The organism is Acidobacteriota bacterium (genome assembly GCA_016716435.1).
Taxonomy (GTDB): Bacteria; Acidobacteriota; Blastocatellia; order Pyrinomonadales; family Pyrinomonadaceae; genus OLB17.
Map to the genome: position 1 here is coordinate 1,255,440 of JADJWI010000003.1, position 15,120 is coordinate 1,270,559.

The following is a 15,120-nucleotide window of genomic DNA, read 5'->3' on the forward strand; positions in this document are numbered from 1 at the left end:
TTTGGCAACTGAAAACCGACGACTGACCACTGTAATATGTTTTGTCCTAAATGCGGAACCAAGAACCCGGAAGACGGCAAGTTTTGCCGGAGCTGCGGCGTTGATATCGGCGTTGTTTCGAAAGCACTTACACGAAAATCGAAATCCGACGATCTGGGTCTCGGGATGGATCTTGATTCCTCAATGGACCTTTTCTCGGGCGAACCTGAGGACGAACGTAGGCGAAGCGACCCGGCCGAGGTCTATGGAGATGCGATAAAGGCTGTTATCAGCGGCATCGGGTTTCTGGTCGTCGCGATCGTGCTTCAAACGACTGGTGTCGCCGGCGGCAGGACATGGTGGTGGGCAATGCTCTTTCCGGCGTTCACATTTTTGGGCAAGGGAATTTCCGACCTGCTCAAATCACGGAAGATGGAGCAGTTAAGGGCTCTGAGGCCCGGCGTAGAGGAGCAGACAAGAAATCTCTCCGCGACGACAAATGCAGAATTGCCGGCCGCTTCGACCGAGTTCGTCTCGCCCGAATCGCGTTACCGAACAGGCGAGTTGATGCCTCCGAGCGTTGTCGAGGGAACGACGCGGCATCTTGAGGTCAACAAAGAAGGCGAAACGATGACGCTGCCGAAACGCGATTAAGCGCTCTCGTCTTCTCCGTCATCATCATCCGCGTAGAACGGCCCGTCGCATTTCTCGCAATGCGGCACGACCTGTTGGACCGTGTCGCTTGCATCGCGTGCCATTTCACCGCATTTGGGGCAGATCGCGTTCCGATGCCAGCATTTAAGGTCGTATGCGGTGGTTCCTTCGCGTTCCGATATTTGCGTGACGGTCGTGTCCTTTTTACAGATGCCGCAAACAACGGCGCTTCCGATCTCTAAATTTGCCATGTTCTCCTCCGGGTAGAGACTGATACTACTATTGGTTGATCAAAGCTCTGGCGTTTCCGATATTTCCCGCCGAATCAAAAACGCGAAGAACGACCGACGAAACGCCTGAGGTCGGCACGGCCGATTCTACGGTAAATCGCTCTTCCGGCCCATCGGTCAGGCCATCGTCTGCAGCGATCGGCATCCACGGCCCGCCATTGACGCTAACCTCGGCCTTTCTGAGATAGCCGCCCGCATCCCGCGCACTGAAAACGACACGAGCACGGCCGTTCGCAACGGTCGGCTGGCCAACAACGGTCACCGAGGGCTGTGTGTTGTCGACATCGAAGGGTTCGCTGGTCCTTTCGCCCGAAAGAACTCGGGCCGGTGCATTCTGAACCGAATCTTTCGCGACCACCTTTATGATGTATCGCCCGTCGGCGAGGCTTGTTCCGTCAATTGTGATGAATGTTTCAGGGATGCCCGAACGAATCCTGACGAAATCGCGGTCGCGCACTTCCTTGATATGAACGTCATAGAGCAGCGAATCTCCGTTCCGGTCCTCGGCGGTCCATTGGAATGCGGCAGCTCCTCTCTGATAAACACGCCGTGGTGCAGGGGGCTGATTTGGGATACCAAAGATCGCCGGGTCCATCCCTGAGGTTTCGATGTTCGGGTCGATCTGGATCGGCGGGTTCGGGGCGAGCCCGACGTTTGCCGGAAGCCCGGTCAGCGATGTGATTTCGGGTGCGATGTTCGCGGGAACGAATGCCAGCGTCACCTCGCGGAGTGCGGCGGGCGTTCCGCCCGAACGCAGAGTTGCACGCCATTGAACAAAACGTGCGGCCGGGCTGGTTATTCTTCCCGCCATTGTTTCCCCTCGAACGGGTTCCCATGTGCTCCAGGTTTCGCCCGCCTCTTCGGTATTTCCGCTGCGGGTTTCAATGGTCACGTTTCCTTCCGCTCGCCACCAGATGCGACCCCAATCAGCGGACGAGCGAGCGTCGAGCACCGGCGATTCATAGCGCCCTTCAGCGACCGTCTCCGGCCCAAGTCGATACACAACGCCCTGATTGCTGCCCCCGGCGATGACTGCGTTTCCTGCCTGAAGGAGTGTACTTACTTGCCCCGCACCGGTCTGGACGACGAGCTGTTCTTCTGCGGAATCTGAGATCGAATAGATGCGGCCTTTGTCCGAAGTGCCGAGATGCACTCCTCCACCGCCCGGCAGCGGTAAAAGCGAAAATCCGACGACCGTGCCTGAGGACCAAATGACCTCATTCGCACCCGAAGCGGCGATCTTGTAAACCGCCGATTTTGCCGCCGAGAGGTCGTAGCGACTTTTCTCAGGCGTTGGCGGAGTGACCGTCGCGGTCTTCTCGATGGTCACCGTTCTTGAGACCGGCGTCGGCGATGCCTCGGGCGTTGCGGTCGAGATCGATTCGTTGATGGCAAGCGCATAAATTGAGCCATCACGCCCGACAGCGACCGAGTGGACCTCCCGCAGCGGCGAATCAAGCAATGCAAACGCCCGGCCGCTTGTGTCGATTCGAAGAACGAGGCCGTTCGAATCGGTTCCGGCGATCAGGCTGCCTTGGGCATCGGCTGCGAGCGAGATGATGTGCAGCTCGCTTGAATCGTAAAACAGCGAAGCGGCCGCAGCGGCTCCTGCCGAGCGGACCCGAAAGACCTTTCCGTTCTCGCCGGTCGCAACGGCAAGGCTTCCGTCGCTCATGACCGCCAGCGACCAGATGTACTTCTCGTTCGGCTCAAAAAAGACCTCGGCATTTCCGGCGGATGTGATCCGGTAAACTTTGCCGTCCGGCGAAGTTGCGGCAAAGACCTCACCGCTGCGTCCGACCGCGATTGCCGAAACATTCTGTTCGCCCAGATCGGCAAAGAGCGAACCCGCACCCGCGGGCGTCACACGAAAGATGCGGCCCTCGCCGCCGGTTCCGACGTAAATATTTCCCGCGGCATCGGCGGCAGTGGACCAGATGTATGGCTGGCCGGTGTTGTACGCTTCGGTGAGTCGAGGAGCGAGAGTTAACGACCCGTTCGCTCCGACAGAAACTCCGTTCGGTTCGCCGCGGAGCACATCGGCACGCGAGTTAACAGTCCAGAGCGTCGGGACGTTTGCCGACAGCGAAATAGCGAAAAGAAAATTTGCAGCGAGAGCGAGGCAAAGGCTTTTTATCATCTGGGTGTTCTAAAAAAAAAGAGGCGAAAATTCGAATTGCTCCAAGTATATGCAAATCGGGGAGATAAGTCACAGCAATTCTTGGTTTCCGGTCAGACGGTCTCCGTTGTTTTGGGCGGCGTTTCCTTTGCGGCGAGTTTTTCCAGCAGCTTTACGGCCTCTTCGCCTTCCATGAACATCAGAGCGTCGCGGAGTTCGTTCGCGTCGCCGGTGATCAGTCTGGCACTTCGCTCGCGGGTCAAATATGCCCAGAACCAGCCCATCAGGACGAACAGGCGGTTGCGGAAACCGATCAGGAAGACCACGTGGAGAAAGAGCCACATCAGCCAGGCGATGAAGCCGCGGAACTTCATCCCGAACGCTTGGGCGATAGCACGGCTACGGCCGATAGTGGCCATCGAGCCTTTATCGAGATAAACGAAGTTCTTCCTCGGCTTTCCCTTTATCTCACCGAGGATGTTCTTTGCTGTCAGCCGCCCCATCTGCATCGCCGCGGGGCTTACGCCCGGAACGAGTTCGCCGTTCTCCTGCAGCAGATGAACCATATCGCCGATGACGAAAATGTTCCGGTGGCCGGGGATCGAGAGATCGGGCTCGACCTTAACGCGGCCGGCACGGTCGGTTTCGACGCCGAGCCTTGCCCCGAGAGGCGAGGCCGCAACGCCCGTCGCCCAGACGACGACGTCGCACTCGAACCAGTAATCGCCGACCTTGAGCTTGCCGGGTTCTATCTCGTTGACGAAACTGTTTAGTCGCACCTCGACACCGAGTTCCTCAAGCTGCTGTTTTGCACTCTCCGAAAGGTCGCTCGCAAACGTGCCAAGCACGCGTTCCGAGCCTTCAAAAAGCACGACGCGGGCCGTGGTGGTGTCGATCGCTTTGAAGTCCTTGTTTAGCGCCTGGCGGGCGATGCCGGCGATCGCACCAGCAAGCTCAACACCGGTCGGCCCGGCACCGACAATTGCAAATGTAAGCGGGTCCTGAATTCCGGAAAGGGCCGCCTTGCGTTCGGCCAGCTCAAAGGCCAGCAGTACACGCCGGCGTATCTCGACCGCGTCCTCAAGCGTCTTGAGGCCCGGAGCCCAGGTCTCCCATTCATCGCGGCCGAAGTAGGCGTGGCGAGCACCGGCCGCAACGATGAGATAGTCGAACGGAACTTCGGTTCCGTCATCGAGCCTGACGGCTTTATTCTCTTTATCGAAATCAACAGCTTCGCCGAGGATCACTTCGATGTTCTTTGCGTGGTGGAGTATCCGCCGGATCGGCGAGGCGATCTCGCCGGGCGAGAGCACGGCCGTCGCCACCTGATAAAGCAGCGGCTGAAAAACGTGGTGATTCTTGCGGTCGATGAGGGTGACATCAACCGGTTTATTCGCCAAAGCTTTCGCCGCCCAAAGCCCGCCAAACCCGCCGCCGATGATTACAATTTTGGGAAGATGTTCCACCGTCCTAATCAGCATATCTCATTGTCCAAATTAATACGCGAAGATTCAGACGAAAAAAACATGGAGATTCGGTCATAAATACGATATCATGAAAATTCGGGAGTTAGTCCTGAGTTTTCACGTAATGAAAAGAAAAGCCTTTGAAAAGAAGATTCACGAAGCGTTTCAAGTAACTCCGGCTGTGGCGATCCTTGGCCCAAGACAGTGCGGAAAGACCACGTTGGCCGGCATCTTCGGCGACCACACAGGACAAGAAGTTAACCGATTCGACCTAGAGGATCCTGTTGATCTTGCCCGTTTGGAGAACCCGCTCCTGACGCTCGAGAAGTTGAGTGGCTTGATCGTTATTGACGAGATACAACGGATACCGGATTTTTTTCCTGTTCTCAGGGTTCTTATCGACCGAAAACTACCTCAAAAATATCTGATACTTGGAAGTGCTTCGGGTGAACTCGTTCGCCAATCGTCCGAATCGCTGGCCGGCCGATTGAGCTACATAGAACTCACGCCTTTCGATCTTTCGGAGGTTGGGGTTGAGAATTCGGAAAAGCACCTTATTCGCGGCGGGTTTCCGCTTTCGTATCTGGCCGAGAATGACAAGCTTAGTTACAGGTGGCGAGAGAGCTATATCCGAACATTTCTCGAGCGTGATATTCCCGCACTCGGAATTCGGGTTTCTGCATTGCAGCTTCGGCGATTTTGGATGATGCTGGCACATTTTCATGGCCAGATCGTGAATTTTTCGGATCTTGGCCGGTCGCTAGACATCAACGACACAACGGCGAGAAGCTATTTAGACATTCTTACCGGTACTCTAATGATCCGCGAGCTTTCACCATGGTTTGAGAACATCGGGAAACGTCAGGTGAAACGCCCAAAGATCTATTTCCGCGATAGCGGTATTTTTCATTCACTGCTAGGTATTCAAACGATCGAAGAACTGGAAAGCAACCCGAAACTTGGCGCTTCTTGGGAAGGGTACGCTCTTGAAGAGACGATCCGTAGCCTCGACGCTCGTCCCGAAGAGTGCTTTTTCTGGGGCATCCACGCGCAGGCGGAATTGGATCTTTTGGTGATGAAGGACGGGAAGAAGCTTGGATTCGAGTTCAAGTACAGCGACGCTCCGACCCTCTCGCCATCAATGAAAAAGAGCATCGAGATGTTGTCTCTTGATAGTTTGACCGTTGTCTATCCGGGCGATCGGAAATACGAACTGGCCGAAAACATTCGTGTTACGCCGCTTGCGGATTTAGCTTGATAGCTAATAGCTAAAGGGACAAGATAGTTGGTAAAGCCCCGAATGCCGCTCAGTGCCCGCCGAACCTGCCACCTACGATTGTTAATTTTCGCCTGTTAGCCAAAGACAAACTTTGATGCGAATTCGAATCAGACACTTATTTGCTTGCCAATCTCAAACGATTCCACTGATTAGAATCGTTCCATCTTTCTTGATCTGCACCCATGAGGCATCAAATCCACAAACGTCTCCTCTTAACGAAGAAATATGTTCAATGTCATATGACCAGACTTCACCGTTCCGGTCTCGCTTGATAGATGATGGAAATCCGATCAGTTGTATCACCTCAACTTTGGTCTTTGCATCACAGCCAAATCTGGATTGCTCAAATGGTATCGGAGATAGCACCATTCCAAAGATGTCTTGAAATTTTCCGCTTGAATAATCAATATAAATCGAAAACTCCTCATTTTCATCCGTTGCCAGAGTGACCTGCTTCCAACGACCTGCTCGACGCTCTTTAATCAATTGGAGTTTTGTCCCGATTTCTAAATGGCCTTTGAAGATGCAAGACCTTTTGCTAGGAGCGATATCGTCGGCAGTGATCTGAGCCTTACAATTTGAGGCGTATATCGGCAATACAATTCGTGAAAAATAATAGCGAGAGTTGGTTGAAGTGTGGCCGAAGGATAACGAAGAGACAGAGAGAACAACCATTATCGAGAAGAGTAAATTCAAATTCGGCATATCAAACTCCTACAAACCGAGCATACAAAATCCTCGCAACGGAAATATCGTCCGTCCCTTTTATGATCGCACGGCCGTCGCGGAAGATGGTCATCTCCTTGTCTTCTATATTCAGTCGAAGCAGGTATTCGTTCTGCTTTACTTCGCCGAGGGCCGCAAGCCGCTGGGCGAGAGTGGGAAGATCGAGTTCGGTTGGCCGCGGCGGGGCGATCTGGACGGCGTCGCGACCGCAGAGGACGGCGGCAAACTCTTGGGCTTCGGCGTCGAGAAATTCGAACTCGCGTCCGACACAGCAGATGCAATCCTCGTTCGCTCCGGCGAGTTTTATCTTTCGCCAATCATTGGCCCAGAGGTCGATCTGGACAAGCGAGCTGTGGAGCGAAGATGTGTCGCCTACGAGAACCTTGACCGCCTCGGCGACCTGAATGGCAGAGATGCTGGCGATGATCGGCATGATCACACCGGCCGTGTCGCACGTTGGCGCACTGCCCGCATCCGGCATTTCCTCAAAAATGCAGCGGAGGCATGGCGTTTCGCCCGGGCGGATGGTCATCGTCGTCCCGTAGCTCGAAACGGCGGCGCCATATATCCAAGGCAGTTCGTGCTTTACACAGGCATCGTTGACGAGATACCGGACCTGGAAATTATCCGTGCCATCGAGGATGATATCGCAGCCGGCGATCAAGGATTCGATGTTCGAGTTGTTGACGTCGGCAACGATCGCCTCGACCTCGATCTCAGAGTTGATCTCGGCGATCCGTCGTTTTGCCGCAATCGCTTTTGGTAAACGCTCGGCCGCGTCGGATTCGCTAAAGAGCGTCTGGCGTTGGAGATTGGTGAATTCAACGAAGTCACGGTCGACTATCCGGAGGTTGCCGACGCCGGCCCGCGAAAGCATCTCCGCATGCGAAGCGCCGAGAGCTCCGCAACCGACGATAAGCACACGCGAGGCGAGCAGCCGCTCCTGGCCCTCGCTGCCGATCTCGCGAAACAATATCTGGCGGCTGTAGCGTTCGTCCATGCAAAAATTCAAAAGGCCAAGCGTCCCGAAAACGGGGGAATGGGCTATATTAACAAATCGATGAGAAAAACTTTGCTGGCCTTATCGCTGATGATCTTCGTTTCCGGTGCCGCGGCACAAGATGAGGACTATCCATGGAAGATACCAACGGCTGAGGATTACCCGGCACTCGTTCAAACCGCCGCGACGTGCAATGGGTTCACACCAAGAAATTGGACGGTCATGGCGAGTGCCGAAGGCGACCTGAACAAGGACGGGAGGCCCGACTGCGTGCTTGTTCTCAAGGGAACAGACCGCCGATTCATTTACAAGAATGATGGCCTCGGTTCCGAAGAATTTGATACCAATCCCCGCGTCCTCGCGGTCGCATTTGCAGATGCGAAAGGCGGATTCCGACTGCACGTGCAAAACAACTCGTTCATCGTCATGAGCGATTCGCCGACGATGACGGAGCCCTTTCAGGACGTATCAATCAAGCGTGGTGTTCTGACATTTATCTTCGAAGAGTTCTACAGTGCTGGTTCGTGGTCGATGAGCAATCGGACATACAAGTTTCGTTATCAGAACGGCGAGATGACGCTGATCGGAGTTGATAAGACCTCGGTGCAGCGGAATACTGGCGATATCGAAACGCGTAGCTACAATCTTTCGACCCAGCGAATGACGATCGAGGTTGGGAACATAAGCGACGATGGCCAAGGGAAGATCACGAGAAAGGCCATTCGCGTCCGCCCGCTGCCGACCCTACGCAACGTTAAGCCGATGTTCACCTGGACGATAGAAAAAGACGTTGTGCTATAGCTTCGAGGTCAAATGTCGAACAGGAAGCTGATCACCCGGCCGACGCCCGACGGTTTTTCAGGTGCATTTTCAAAGTTAGTTAGGCCGGAGCGGCGTTCGATCATGGCCATTCGCCGCTGGTCATCGCGGAGTTTGCGGCGTTCGTCCTCGATCGCCATCTTCTCTTTTTCACGTTGGCGCGAGAGTCCGCCTTTGTTGATAAAGGCGATGATCTTCGGCAGTTCATCGGCATCGAACCAAACGCCGTGCTGTTTACAGATGTCGATGATGACGCCGGACGAACGGGCGAAATTGCTTCGGTTCATCAGATCTCCGCAGTCCGGGCACGGGACGTACGAGATGGTCGCGGGATGTGCGTGCGGGTGGGCGTCGCTGCCGATAAAGCCAAGAACCGAGGCTTGCTGTTCGCTGTTCGAGCAAAGCCCCTCGAACGTCTCTGTTGCCGACCAAAATCCGCCGCACTGGCCGCACTCGCGGATCCGTACGGCATCGATCTCAACCAACTGAAGAGGCCTTCGGCACCGAGGGCAATCGCCCGCGGCCTTTTCTTCGATGATGACCGCAGCGGCGGCTTTCTTGCCGCAATTTGAACAGAACTCTGCTCCGAGAAACATCAGGCCGAGGCAGGCAGGGCAGCCGACCGTCTTCAGCCGCGAGCGGCAGAATTCGCACGCCGAGCGGTCGCTCATCACGGCACCGCCGCAGTTCGGACAATTTAGTGCTATTGGATCTGGTTGATCGATCATCGTTCTAATCTTTTTATCGCCGCAGTTCGCATCACGGACGTATCAGCCTCGAGTCCGGTCCATATCTTGAACTGCGCCGCAGCCTGGCGGATCAGCATCTCGAGGCCATCGAGCGTCTCGCAGCCGGCTTCGCGTGCTTCGCTGAGCAGCCGCGTCTCACGAGGATTATACGTCAGGTCGTAAACAAGCTTGATGCCGGAGAGTTTTTCGGCGCTTACCGGTGTTTCGCTTTGATGTTCGCCGCGGGTTCCGAGCGGGGTCGTATTGACGAGAATGTCGGGACGTTCGAAGGCTTCGAGCGAAAGCAACTTAGCGTCGAACTGATCGGCAAGCGGTTTCGCTTTCGACGTGTCGCGGGCGTGCACTGTCACATCGGCACCATCCCGCCGCAATGCATAAACACATGCCCGGGCCGCTCCGCCGGCTCCGATCACGGCCACTTTCGCACCTTGAAGCGAACCAAAACGCTCTTTGAGCGGGGCGATGAAGCCCTCGGCATCGGTGTTCGTGCCGAGCCATTTGCCTGTGTCGTGAAAAATTGTGTTGACCGCACCGATGGCCTCGGCGGTTTCGTCTATTGAGTCGAGAACGTCGATGACGGCACGCTTGTGAGGATTGGTGACGGCAAAGCCGCGGAAATTTAGATCGATCTCTCTTGTGGCTTCGCGGACCATCCGGCGGAAGAATTCCTCAGTGTCCGAAACCTGGAGCGGAACGAAAACCGCATCGATGCCCGCCGCCTTGATCGCAGCATTCTGAATATACGGCGACATCGAGTAGCTTGTATCTCCGGCAATGAGGCCAAAGACTCTGCTCTCGCGGGAGAGTTCTTTCACACGATAAACATCGATCAGGTCGCCGGCCGTGATCTGCCCCGGTGCCGTCCCGCTTGCATCTTCGAGCGATGCGTAGGCGAGCGGCGAGCCGTGGGCGAGGCCGAGGACTCGAGTCCATTTACCGGCCTCACCCATCGCGATCGGGACAGGTTGTTTGTTTTCGGCATGGGCGGGTTCGAGCAGGTTCCAGAGGCGAATCGTGTCGGTTATCCGGTTCGCATGAACCGCGATCTTGACGATGTCCGCACCGGTCGCAGAGAGACGTTCGTAGATGTCCGCCAAGTCATCCGGCGTCGTCGCGAAATCGTGGAACGAGACGATGCGATTGCCCCAGAGCCAGTAGAACGAATCTTCGATCCGGTCTTCTTCGAAATCGGCTCCCCAGAATCCGAGTTCGTTGCCCGCATTCCAAAACTCGGCCCTTTCGTCGTCGTTAATATCGCGAAATCCGCCTTCTTTTTGCGGGCGGAAGGTTGCGAGGATGTTTGCCTTTGCCGCGAGAGCGACGCCCAGGCATTCATCGAGTTGATCGGGTGCAGCACAATCAAATCGGACCTCGATGACGTCAGCAAGCGGTGCCGCACGCTCTATTTTTTCGGCAAGTTCCGCCGGTGTCTTTGCGCAAAGCGAGATGCAGATCTTTCCTTGATTCACCGGAGCATTGCTCATTTAACTTCATCGCGGGGATGATCGGTCGAGGGAAGGTTAACGACGAAGCTGAGCGTTGCGATCAGGCAGGCGATAACAACGAACGCCCCGGTGGCGACGATGGCAGTTTGTCCGCTTTGCTTTACGGCGATCGCGGTGACGGCCCAGGCGATCGCGAGCGGGTAGATGTAGTTTTGCAGAGCGACGCGGAAAACGATGCCGAAAGCGCCGGCAACGACTATCAACCCGACGGCGAAGAGCGTCCCGGTTTCTACGTTGCGGCTGGCGAGAAGTATCGCCAGATTGACGAGCGTCGCTGCCGTTACCCAGCCGAAGTAGAGCCCGAACGGAGCCTTTACCAGCCAGAAATCTTTTGTCGATTCGACCGTCCGTAGCCGCGAGTTAATAAGAAAAAGGGTAAAGGCAAGCCCGGCGATCAACCCGAGGCAGACCGCGATGAAATCGTGGTGCCAAAAATAGATCCAAGAACAGTTCAGCAAACACGTAACGACGTAAAGCCATCGAATGGAACGTGCCTGCGGGCTTGCGTTCGAGCTTAGCTGGTAAACGCTGTAGGCGATCAGCCCGAGATAGATCAGGCTCCAGATCGAGAAAGCGTAGCCGGCGGGAGTAACGGCCGTCGGATACTTCGCGGAGATCTCTGCCGGAGTGACGCCGCCGACCATTCCGGCTGCGGCGAGCCAATTGAAACCGATGGTGAGTAGCGTTGCGGCCGCAACGGCATAGCCTGCCAGATTGCCCCCGGAGTCAGTTTTTTCGGTCATATTGGTTCACTTTCCGAGACAGTTTCGGACGCGGAGAGATTGCAAAATCCACCTTTTCGTATAAAAATCTCCGATAACGTAAAGTATTGTAAAGTGTGAATCTACCAGATAGCAATATAAACCAACCATTTGTTTGGTAAGGACGTCGAAAGAAGGTCTATGGCACCGGGATTGCCTATTAAGACTGCGGCGAGAGCGATTCTTCCCCGTTCGAAGCCGGAATTACCAAGCAGAGGAAGACAGACCAATGAAGGTATTTAAAAACATTTTAATGGGTTTTGCGATCGTGGCGGTGATGTCGTTCACCGTTTCGGCGCAAAAAAAGGATGATAAAAAGGATCCGCCGCCGAAACCGAAACCGCCTGTCGTCCGCCCGGAGGACAAGCGTCCGCCGAAGGACGACAGGCCGAAAAAGCCCTCATTCAGCATGGGCTTTGTCGCGGCAAGGATAGACGGCGAGATTTAATTCAGACCAGATCAATAAAAGAAAAAGGCAGCTCTTAAACGGGCTGCCTTTTTGCTTTTGTGTAAATGGTGCCGACTAGAAGATTTGAACTTCTGACCTATCGCGTGTGAAGCGAGTGCTCTACCACTGAGCTAAGTCGGCAGGTAGTCTAGATCGCAGGGTCATCCGCTTTCGCGGGCCGGTTCTCGTCGGTCGCCTTTATCGTGCTGATCGCCGAATCGGTGTAAAAATGCCTCGTTCCGGTTGCTGTAACGCCTTCGGCGACTTGCGGATCGGCGGTGATCGAATAAAATCCGGGTCGCGCATCGCTCGGCTCCTCGATCGTCAATGTGAAAACATATCCGTTGACGACCGGCCGTTCACCTGCAAACTGTTCGTCGAGCCCAGAAACTCGGATGAGATCATCGAACGTACCGAACTTGCCCTTGTTTCGGGAGGCAAATTGGGCCTGATAGGTACGAATGCGATCGATCGTACCGGTAGCGGCCGCTTCATTGCCGGAGCGGATCATTGCACCCCAGGCCAGGGCTCCGACTCCGATGATAAGGCCGATGATCGCCATAACGATCATCAACTCGATAAGGTTAAAACCCTGCTGATTCTTGCGGTTCTTTGTTACGGACATCATATTTCGCGAAAACTCCATCAAACCCAACACGAAAAACGAACGAAAATGTTCCAAAAGTTTAGATGTTTTGGATGCAGATTTGCAAATCCGGGCTGTCCGGCCTCCGGCGGCGAACAGTGACAAACGAGCTCGGCGAAAATATCGGATGCAACAAGTGGCCGAGATTTAGTAAGATAGAAGGGCGGAACATTCGCCCTTCCAAATGGAGAATCGCCAATTAATGCGAGATACAGCAGTGATAGAGACAGTGCCAGCTGTCAGCGCTTCCGATCCGGAGTTCGATCATTTTGCCTTGATCGGCCGCGTTCGGGCGTCGGTCGAATCGGTCATTCGCGGAAAGCAGGACGTCGTCCGCCTTGCGGTCGTGACGCTCCTCGCCCGCGGGCATCTTCTGATCGAGGACGTGCCGGGGATCGGAAAGACAACGCTCGCCAACGCCTTGGCGCGTTCGCTTGAGCTGACCTCGCACCGGATCCAGTTCACATCTGACCTTTTGCCGGCGGACATCGTCGGGCTTTCGATCTTTGATCAGGCCGCGGGCGAGTTCCAGTGGCGGCCGGGGCCGATCTTTGCAAACATCGTTCTCGCAGATGAGATCAACCGGGCGACCCCTAAGTCGCAGTCCGCACTGCTCGAAGCGATGGCCGAGGAGCAGGTAACCGTGGACGGCACGACCCGTCGTCTGCCTGAGCCCTTTATGGTCATCGCGACGCAGAACCCGGTCGAGCATCACGGCACGTATCCGTTGCCCGAATCACAGCTTGACCGCTTTATGCTCCGCATTCAGATGGGATATCCGGGCAAGGACGACGAGCGTGGAATGCTGCACGACCGCGAATTCCGCGACCCGATCGCGAACATCCAACCTCAAGCCTCATACTCGGATGTGATAAAGCTGCAGGAGATCGCCCGCAGGGTTCGCGTCGATGAGGCGTTGATCGAGTATTTATTGCAGATAGTCGATGCGACCCGCCGGTCCGAATCGCTTGAACTCGGCGTAAGCCCTCGCGGCTCGCTGGCACTTTTCCGTGTCGCACAGGCGAATGCCCTGGTCGATGGCCGCGATTATTGTATCGCCGACGACGTAAAGAATCTCGTATTGCCCTGCTTTGCCCATAGGATCGTGATCAGCTCGCGGGCGTCGGGCCTGCGAAATCGCATACGGGAAGCGGAGGCGATTCTCAGCGAGATCCTAACAAAGATCGCCGTCCCAATATAGCTCGGCGGAGCTCCAAGATTTGTCCAAACTCCGAAAGATCCGTGAACTCTTCAGCGTCCGCGACCTCCGCAACGCGCTTGTCGGACTTGCGGTCGTTTTTGCAGGCATCGGGCTCGCGGTGCTTACCGTTGTTGCACACCGCTCCGGCGAGCGGACGCTTGCGATAACCGCGGCTGTTCTCTCGCTCGTATTCGTCCTACTGATACTGATCTTTGTCGTGCCGCCGCTGGCTCGAAACGCAAGCCGCGAGGCCTCGCAGATGAACCTGCCGTTCGAGTTCACGCTTGGCGGAGCGATCATGCTCGGGCTTCTTGTCATCGTCGGTTTTTCGGCGTGGAACACCGGCAACAATCTGCTTTTCCTTGTGCTCTCGATCTTAGTCGGGGCGATGATCGCCGGTTTTGCGGCCGGGGCAATGAACCTCAAGAAACTCGACGTCCGCATGCGGTTTCCCGAGACGATCTTCGCTTGCGAAGAAACGCCGATCTTGGTCGGGTTGACGAACCGAAAGCGGCTTTTTCCGGCCTTTTCGATCGTCGCCGAGGTTCGCGGAAGGGATCGCGAGAGGTCGCTCGCAGAGAAAGAACTCGGCGGGATAGTGCCGCCGTTCATAATGCGTCGCCTGGCGAAGCCGCCGGTAATCCGCCGCATTCTCGATTATTTTCCTTACGTCGCCCGCGGCGAGACGGAAGAGAGCCGTTCGTTCCACACGTTTCCGCATCGCGGCCGGCTTGTCATAAGCGATTTTGAGATAGCCACGAAGTTTCCGTTTGCCTTTTTCCGCCACCGGCGAAGGCTTTCAGCGAAAGAGACCGAACTCGTCGTATTTCCGCAACTCGCCGAGCAAGACGATCTTCCGGACGTATTCTCGGCTGTTGCCGGAAGGCGGCCGTTAATGAAACGCGGCGCGGGCTACGACCTGCTCTCGCTTCGGGCATATCAACCGACCGACGATCCGCGGCAGATCGACTGGAAAGCGACGGCACGGTCACGCGGCGTTATCGTCCGGGAAACGGCGGCCGATGAAAGCCTGCGGGTACAGGTCTTTTTCGACCTGCGGCTGCCGACCGCAGAGGAAAAGCGGCTGACGCTTCGCGAGATCGTCGAAAGCGAACGCGAAGGTAGGCCGCAGATCAACGAAAGATTTGAGGCCGCCGTTAGCCGGGCGGCTGCGGTGATCGACAGGCTGATCGAATCGGAAGCCGAGGTTCGGCTCGTGATCGGCGAAGACGTTGGGGATTTTGGCTCCGGGGCGCGGCATCTTCACGATTGCCTTAAGCGGCTCGCATATGCCGAGCCTATTTTTACTGACGACCGCGTGCCGATCAACACTGCCGAGATAAATGACGACGATGGCTTTACTGCCGGGGCAGATACGACCGTTCTACTGGTTGCCGAGGAACTTTTGCCAGTTGACCTTGAGCCTTCGGACGAAGTGCTGCCGGTCAAATTCTGAAACACCTTCTGTCACAAACACG

The 15,120-nt window shown here is 55.7% G+C and carries 15 protein-coding genes and 1 tRNA gene; 6 read left to right on the plus strand and 10 right to left on the minus strand.

Annotated elements, in window-relative coordinates; all coding sequences use genetic code 11:
- Positions 1-36: 36 nt before the first annotated feature.
- Positions 37-633: a zinc ribbon domain-containing protein gene (locus IPM21_09180; GenBank protein MBK9164073.1), complete on the plus strand. Its 597-nt coding sequence runs from the start codon at positions 37-39 to the stop codon at positions 631-633.
- Here IPM21_09180 and IPM21_09185 read toward each other — a convergent pair.
- From IPM21_09185 to IPM21_09195, 3 genes are all read right to left on the minus strand, one after another.
- Entirely contained in the window at positions 630-884 is a 255-nt protein-coding gene (locus tag IPM21_09185) for a hypothetical protein (protein ID MBK9164074.1), read from the minus strand. The genes IPM21_09180 and IPM21_09185 overlap by 4 nt on opposite strands.
- A 28-nt stretch (positions 885-912) precedes the next feature.
- Positions 913-3,063 (minus strand): hypothetical protein, encoded by a 2,151-nt coding sequence (locus IPM21_09190; protein MBK9164075.1) that lies wholly within the window; start codon positions 3,061-3,063, stop codon positions 913-915.
- A 92-nt stretch (positions 3,064-3,155) separates the two neighbouring features.
- Positions 3,156-4,523 carry an NAD(P)/FAD-dependent oxidoreductase gene (locus IPM21_09195; GenBank protein ID MBK9164076.1) on the minus strand — a complete coding sequence of 456 codons (1,368 nt, stop codon included), beginning with the start codon at positions 4,521-4,523 and terminating at the stop codon, positions 3,156-3,158.
- A 109-nt stretch (positions 4,524-4,632) separates the two neighbouring features.
- Here IPM21_09195 and IPM21_09200 point away from each other — a divergent pair, with 109 nt between their 5' ends.
- On the plus strand, positions 4,633-5,766 hold the full coding sequence (locus IPM21_09200; GenBank protein ID MBK9164077.1) for an ATP-binding protein: 1,134 nt from the start codon (positions 4,633-4,635) through the stop codon (positions 5,764-5,766).
- Between the two features lie 153 nt (positions 5,767-5,919).
- Here IPM21_09200 and IPM21_09205 read toward each other — a convergent pair whose 3' ends face one another.
- Complete coding sequence (locus IPM21_09205) at positions 5,920-6,492, minus strand: hypothetical protein (GenBank protein ID MBK9164078.1); 573 nt, start codon at positions 6,490-6,492, stop codon at positions 5,920-5,922.
- Position 6,493: 1 nt separating this feature from the next.
- Complete coding sequence (locus IPM21_09210; GenBank protein ID MBK9164079.1) at positions 6,494-7,513, minus strand: ThiF family adenylyltransferase; 1,020 nt, start codon at positions 7,511-7,513, stop codon at positions 6,494-6,496.
- A 60-nt stretch (positions 7,514-7,573) separates the two neighbouring features.
- Between IPM21_09210 and IPM21_09215 the strand changes: the two genes are divergently transcribed.
- The gene (locus tag IPM21_09215; GenBank protein MBK9164080.1) at positions 7,574-8,314 is read left to right on the plus strand and encodes a VCBS repeat-containing protein; all 741 of its coding nucleotides are present in this window, start codon (positions 7,574-7,576) and stop codon (positions 8,312-8,314) included.
- An 8-nt stretch (positions 8,315-8,322) separates the two neighbouring features.
- Here IPM21_09215 and IPM21_09220 read toward each other — a convergent pair whose 3' ends face one another.
- Genes IPM21_09220 through IPM21_09230 form a run of 3 tightly spaced genes read right to left on the minus strand, consistent with a single transcriptional unit; the run spans position 8,323 to position 11,329 of the window.
- Positions 8,323-9,060, minus strand: a complete 738-nt coding sequence (locus IPM21_09220; protein MBK9164081.1) for a zf-TFIIB domain-containing protein — start codon at positions 9,058-9,060, stop codon at positions 8,323-8,325.
- The gene (aroE, locus tag IPM21_09225; protein MBK9164082.1) at positions 9,057-10,565 is read right to left on the minus strand and encodes a shikimate dehydrogenase; all 1,509 of its coding nucleotides are present in this window, start codon (positions 10,563-10,565) and stop codon (positions 9,057-9,059) included. The genes IPM21_09220 and aroE overlap by 4 nt, the downstream gene beginning before the upstream one ends.
- Positions 10,562-11,329, minus strand: coding sequence for a tryptophan-rich sensory protein (locus IPM21_09230; GenBank protein MBK9164083.1), 768 nt, complete (start codon positions 11,327-11,329; stop codon positions 10,562-10,564). Before IPM21_09230 ends, aroE begins: the two co-directional genes overlap by 4 nt.
- A 247-nt stretch (positions 11,330-11,576) precedes the next feature.
- On the opposite strand from IPM21_09230, the gene IPM21_09235 reads away from it, so the two are divergent.
- Complete coding sequence (locus tag IPM21_09235) at positions 11,577-11,795, plus strand: hypothetical protein (protein ID MBK9164084.1); 219 nt, start codon at positions 11,577-11,579, stop codon at positions 11,793-11,795.
- Between the two features lie 66 nt (positions 11,796-11,861).
- Here IPM21_09235 and IPM21_09240 read toward each other — a convergent pair.
- Positions 11,862-11,936: transfer RNA gene (locus tag IPM21_09240), tRNA-Val, on the minus strand.
- Positions 11,937-11,943: 7 nt separating this feature from the next.
- Positions 11,944-12,423, minus strand: coding sequence for a prepilin-type N-terminal cleavage/methylation domain-containing protein (locus tag IPM21_09245; GenBank protein MBK9164085.1), 480 nt, complete (start codon positions 12,421-12,423; stop codon positions 11,944-11,946).
- A 220-nt stretch (positions 12,424-12,643) separates the two neighbouring features.
- Here IPM21_09245 and IPM21_09250 point away from each other — a divergent pair, with 220 nt between their 5' ends.
- Both IPM21_09250 and IPM21_09255 read left to right on the plus strand, forming a co-directional pair.
- Positions 12,644-13,642 carry a MoxR family ATPase gene (locus tag IPM21_09250; GenBank protein MBK9164086.1) on the plus strand — a complete coding sequence of 333 codons (999 nt, stop codon included), beginning with the start codon at positions 12,644-12,646 and terminating at the stop codon, positions 13,640-13,642.
- Positions 13,643-13,661: 19 nt separating this feature from the next.
- Positions 13,662-15,098: a DUF58 domain-containing protein gene (locus IPM21_09255; protein ID MBK9164087.1), complete on the plus strand. Its 1,437-nt coding sequence runs from the start codon at positions 13,662-13,664 to the stop codon at positions 15,096-15,098.
- Positions 15,099-15,120 lie beyond the last annotated feature (22 nt).

Coding starts and splice junctions, on each gene's coding strand:
- IPM21_09180 (MBK9164073.1), top strand. CDS start 37: ATGTTTTGTCCTAAATGCGGAACCAAGAACCCGGAAGACGGCAAGTTT.
- IPM21_09185 (MBK9164074.1), bottom strand. CDS start 884: ATGGCAAATTTAGAGATCGGAAGCGCCGTTGTTTGCGGCATCTGTAAA.
- IPM21_09190 (MBK9164075.1), bottom strand. CDS start 3,063: ATGATAAAAAGCCTTTGCCTCGCTCTCGCTGCAAATTTTCTTTTCGCT.
- IPM21_09195 (MBK9164076.1), bottom strand. CDS start 4,523: ATGCTGATTAGGACGGTGGAACATCTTCCCAAAATTGTAATCATCGGC.
- IPM21_09200 (MBK9164077.1), top strand. CDS start 4,633: ATGAAAAGAAAAGCCTTTGAAAAGAAGATTCACGAAGCGTTTCAAGTA.
- IPM21_09205 (MBK9164078.1), bottom strand. CDS start 6,492: ATGCCGAATTTGAATTTACTCTTCTCGATAATGGTTGTTCTCTCTGTC.
- IPM21_09210 (MBK9164079.1), bottom strand. CDS start 7,513: ATGGACGAACGCTACAGCCGCCAGATATTGTTTCGCGAGATCGGCAGC.
- IPM21_09215 (MBK9164080.1), top strand. CDS start 7,574: ATGAGAAAAACTTTGCTGGCCTTATCGCTGATGATCTTCGTTTCCGGT.
- IPM21_09220 (MBK9164081.1), bottom strand. CDS start 9,060: ATGATCGATCAACCAGATCCAATAGCACTAAATTGTCCGAACTGCGGC.
- aroE (MBK9164082.1), bottom strand. CDS start 10,565: ATGAGCAATGCTCCGGTGAATCAAGGAAAGATCTGCATCTCGCTTTGC.
- IPM21_09230 (MBK9164083.1), bottom strand. CDS start 11,329: ATGACCGAAAAAACTGACTCCGGGGGCAATCTGGCAGGCTATGCCGTT.
- IPM21_09235 (MBK9164084.1), top strand. CDS start 11,577: ATGAAGGTATTTAAAAACATTTTAATGGGTTTTGCGATCGTGGCGGTG.
- IPM21_09245 (MBK9164085.1), bottom strand. CDS start 12,423: ATGATGTCCGTAACAAAGAACCGCAAGAATCAGCAGGGTTTTAACCTT.
- IPM21_09250 (MBK9164086.1), top strand. CDS start 12,644: ATGCGAGATACAGCAGTGATAGAGACAGTGCCAGCTGTCAGCGCTTCC.